This is a genomic window from Actinosynnema sp., from assembly GCF_052038725.1.
On record NZ_JBQGCX010001063.1, the window covers coordinates 1 to 3,784 of the forward strand.

Annotated in this window: 5 protein-coding genes; all 5 read left to right on the forward strand. The window is 74.1% G+C overall.

All coding sequences use genetic code 11. The annotated features are described in order from the left end of the window. Positions 1 to 168: 168 nt before the first annotated feature. The 5 genes from rpe (at position 169) to ACTUAL_RS22415 (ending at position 3,758) form a co-directional block, all read left to right on the forward strand. Entirely contained in the window at positions 169 to 819 is a 651-nt protein-coding gene (gene rpe, locus ACTUAL_RS22395) for a ribulose-phosphate 3-epimerase (RefSeq protein ID WP_177154696.1), read from the forward strand. A 107-nt stretch (positions 820 to 926) separates the two neighbouring features. After that, positions 927 to 1,556 carry a riboflavin synthase gene (locus tag ACTUAL_RS22400; RefSeq protein WP_096496100.1) on the forward strand — a complete coding sequence of 210 codons (630 nt, stop codon included), beginning with the start codon at positions 927 to 929 and terminating at the stop codon, positions 1,554 to 1,556. Then, entirely contained in the window at positions 1,553 to 2,806 is a 1,254-nt protein-coding gene (locus tag ACTUAL_RS22405) for a bifunctional 3,4-dihydroxy-2-butanone-4-phosphate synthase/GTP cyclohydrolase II (protein WP_440901619.1), read from the forward strand. Before ACTUAL_RS22400 ends, ACTUAL_RS22405 begins: the two co-directional genes overlap by 4 nt. Then, on the forward strand, positions 2,803 to 3,285 hold the full coding sequence (ribH, locus tag ACTUAL_RS22410) for a 6,7-dimethyl-8-ribityllumazine synthase (protein WP_440901620.1): 483 nt from the start codon (positions 2,803 to 2,805) through the stop codon (positions 3,283 to 3,285). Before ACTUAL_RS22405 ends, ribH begins: the two co-directional genes overlap by 4 nt. After that, positions 3,282 to 3,758: a PH domain-containing protein gene (locus ACTUAL_RS22415; RefSeq protein ID WP_096496097.1), complete on the forward strand. Its 477-nt coding sequence runs from the start codon at positions 3,282 to 3,284 to the stop codon at positions 3,756 to 3,758. The genes ribH and ACTUAL_RS22415 overlap by 4 nt, the downstream gene beginning before the upstream one ends. Positions 3,759 to 3,784: the final 26 nt, after the last annotated feature.

Sequence of the window (3,784 nt, forward strand, 5' to 3'; positions counted from 1 at the left end):
CGGCAGCTCGCCCCACCCCGCGCCCGGCCCGGTGAGACCCGCCACCAAACCCCGCCCCCGAACCCCCGGAGCCCCAGGTCACCGCCCCGCGATCCCCCGACCGGGCCATCCGCCGCGCACCCCGCGGGCCCGCGAACCCTAGACTCGACCACCGTGGTCCACCAGCCGATGATCGCCCCCAGCATCCTGTCCGCCGACTTCGCGCGCCTGGCGGACGAGGCCGCCGCCGTCTCCGGCGCCGACTGGCTGCACGTCGACGTCATGGACGCGCACTTCGTGCCGAACCTGACCCTCGGCCTCCCGGTGGTGAAGTCGCTGCGCAAGGCCACCGACATCCCCCTCGACTGCCACCTCATGATCGAGGACCCGGACCGCTGGGCGATCGGCTACGCCGAGGCGGGCGCCCACAACGTCACCGTGCACGCCGAGGCCGCCGCCGACCCGGTCAAGCTCGCCAAGGACCTGCGCGCCGCCGGGTCCAAGGCCGGCCTGTCCATCAAGCCCGGCACCAGCCTCGACTCGGTCGTCGACGTGCTCAAGCACTACGACACCCTCCTGGTGATGTCCGTCGAGCCCGGCTTCGGCGGCCAGAGCTTCATGCCCGAGGTGCTCGACAAGGTCCGCACCGCCCGGAACCTGGTCGACACCGGCCACCTCAAGCTGGTCATCGAGATCGACGGCGGCATCAACGCCGACACCATCGCGCAGGCCGCCGAGGCGGGCGTCGACTGCTTCGTCGCGGGCTCGGCCGTCTACGACGCCGCCGACCCGGCGAAGGCCCTCGAATCGCTGCGCGGCCTGGCCGCCGGAGCCCGGTGACACCCCGAATCCCGCCCGGCGGTGCGCGGGCCGAACCGGCCTCCGCTCCGCCTACCCTGGCAGGCGTGCCCGCCACCGCGCGGGTCGAAGGCCGCTGAGGAGGAACTGTGTTCACCGGGATCGTGGAGGAGCTGGGCGAGGTCGTCGAGGTGACCGACCTGCCGGACGCGGCGCGCGTGACCATCTCTGGTCCGCTGGTGACCGGTGACGCGAAGCACGGCGACTCCATCGCCGTGAACGGCGTCTGCCTCACCGTCGTCGACGTCGTGGACGGCGCGTTCACCGCCGACGTCATGCGCGAGACCCTGGTCCGCTCCAGCCTGGCGGAGGTCGCGGGCGGCGACCGGGTCAACCTGGAGCGCGCCGCCGCCGTCGGCCAGCGCCTCGGCGGCCACATCGTGCAGGGCCACGTGGACGGCACCGGCGTCGTGCTCTCCAGGGAGCCCTCCGAGCACTGGGAGCTGGTGCGCTTCTCCCTGCCCGCCAGGCTCGCCCGCTACCTCGTGGAGAAGGGCTCCATCACCGTCGACGGCGTGTCCCTGACCGTCGTGGACGTCACCGCCGACTCGTTCAGCGTGAGCCTCATCCCGGCCACCCTGGAGGCCACCACCCTCGGCCGCCGCCAGCCGGGCGACCCGGTGAACCTGGAGGTCGACGTGCTGGCCAAGTACGTCGAGAAGCTCGCCCTCCCGCACCTGCCCGCCGGGACCGCCGAGAGCGCCGGGACCGCCGGGTGAACCGCTTCGCCGACATCGAGCGCGCCGTCGCGGACATCGCCGCGGGCCGCCCGGTCATCGTCGTGGACGACGAGGACCGCGAGAACGAGGGCGACCTGATCTTCGCCGCCGAGAAGGCCACCCCCGAGCTGGTCGCCTTCATGGTCAGGCACACCTCCGGCTACATCTGCGTGTCCCTCACCGAGGCCGACTGCGTCCGCCTCGACCTGCCGCCGATGTACCACACCAACCAGGACGAGCGCGGCACCGCGTACGCCGTCACGGTCGACGCCAGGGAGGGCGGCACCACCGGCATCTCCGCCGCCGACCGGGCCCGCACCATCCGCCTGCTCGCCGACGCCACCGCCACCCCCGCCCACTTCACCCGCCCCGGCCACGTGGTCCCGCTGCGCGCCCGCGACGGCGGCGTCCTGCGCCGCACCGGCCACACCGAGGCCGCCGTCGACCTGTCGCGCCTGGCGGGCCTGGCCCCGGTCGGCGTGCTCTGCGAGATCGTGTCGCAGAAGGACGAGGGCGACATGGCGCAGCGCGAGGAGCTGGAGGTGTTCGCCGCCGAGCACGACCTGGCGCTGATCACCATCGCCGACCTGGTCGCCTACCGCAGGCGCGTCGAGGTGCAGGTGCAGCGGGTCGCGCAGGCCCGCATCCCCACCGCGCACGGCGTGTTCCGCGCCTACGGCTACGACAGCAAGGTCGACGGCATCGAGCACGTCGCGCTGGTGTGCGGCGAGGTCGGCGACGGCGAGGAGGTGCTGGTCCGGGTGCACTCCGAGTGCCTGACCGGCGACGTCCTCGGCTCGCTGCGCTGCGACTGCGGCCCCCAGCTGGACGCGGCGCTCGCCGCCGTGGCCGCCGAGGGCCGGGGCGTCGTGCTGTACATGCGCGGGCACGAGGGCCGGGGCATCGGCCTGGTGCACAAGCTCCAGGCGTACCAGCTGCAGGACGCGGGCGCGGACACCGTCGACGCCAACCTCGACCTGGGCCTGCCCGCCGACGCCCGCGACTACGGCACCGGCGCGCAGATCCTCGTCGACCTGGGCGTCCGGTCGATGCGGCTGCTCACCAACAACCCGGCCAAGCGGGTCGGCCTGGAGGGCTACGGGCTGCGCGTGGTCGACCGGGTGCCGCTGCCGGTGTCGCCGAACCCCGAGAACCTGCGCTACCTGCGCACCAAGCGGGACCGGATGGGGCACGAGCTCCAGCTGGACCCCGAGGAACCCATCACCAGCGGCACGGAGGGCGTGGAATGAGCGGCGAGGGCCGTCCCGCCGCCGAGGTCCCGGACGCGGCGGGGCTCAGCCTCGCGGTCGTGGCGACCCGGTGGCACGGCAGGATCACCGACCGGCTCGTGGAGCGGGCGGTGGCCGCCACCGAGCGGGCGGGCGCGACGGCGAAGACGGTCGTGCGGGTCGCGGGCGCGGTGGAGCTGCCCGTCGTGGCGCAGGCGCTCGCCCGCACCCACGACGCGGTCGTCGCGCTGGGCGTGGTCGTGCGGGGCGGCACCCCGCACTTCGAGTACGTGTGCGACGCGGTCACGGCCGGGTTGACCAGGGTGGCGCTGGACGAGTCCACCCCGGTCGGCAACGGCGTGCTGACCTGCGACACCGAGGAGCAGGCGGTGGCCAGGGCCGGGTTCGACGGCTCGGTCGAGGACAAGGGGCACGAGGCGGCGGTGGCCGCGCTGGAGGCGGCGCTGGTGCTGCGTGCCGTCAACGAGGGGTCGGGATGAGCGCGGTGGCAGGGAAGGCGGCGGAGCGGGTGGCGCAGGAGGGGCAGGCGGTCCAGTTCCGGCCGAAGAAGATCCGCACGGTCGCGTACGCGTCCGCGGCGCTGCTGGTGGTGGTGTTCGCGGTGGTCGGCTGGCTGCTCGGCGACACCCCCACCGGGGTGATCTTCCGGACCTCCGACCAGATCGCGATGGCGCTGCTGGGCGTCGTGCTGGCGGGCGCCGTGCTGCTGCTGGCCCGGCCGAGGGTGCGCGCCGACGCCGAGGGCGTCGAGGTGCGCAACCCGGTGACCTCGTACAAGTTCGCCTGGAACGACGTGCTGAAGGTGTCGTTCCCGGACGGCGCGCCGTGGGCGCGGCTGGAGTTCCCCGAGGACGAGTACGTGTCGATCATGGCCGTGCAGGCGGTCGACCGCGAGCACGCCGTCGCGGCCGTGCGCGCGCTGCGCGAGCTGCACAAGGCGGCCACCCGCTGAGCGGTTCCGCAGGCGGACCGGGTGGT

Coding starts and splice junctions, on each gene's coding strand:
- ACTUAL_RS22415 (WP_096496097.1), top strand. CDS start 3,282: ATGAGCGCGGTGGCAGGGAAGGCGGCGGAGCGGGTGGCGCAGGAGGGG.
- ribH (WP_440901620.1), top strand. CDS start 2,803: ATGAGCGGCGAGGGCCGTCCCGCCGCCGAGGTCCCGGACGCGGCGGGG.
- rpe (WP_177154696.1), top strand. CDS start 169: ATGATCGCCCCCAGCATCCTGTCCGCCGACTTCGCGCGCCTGGCGGAC.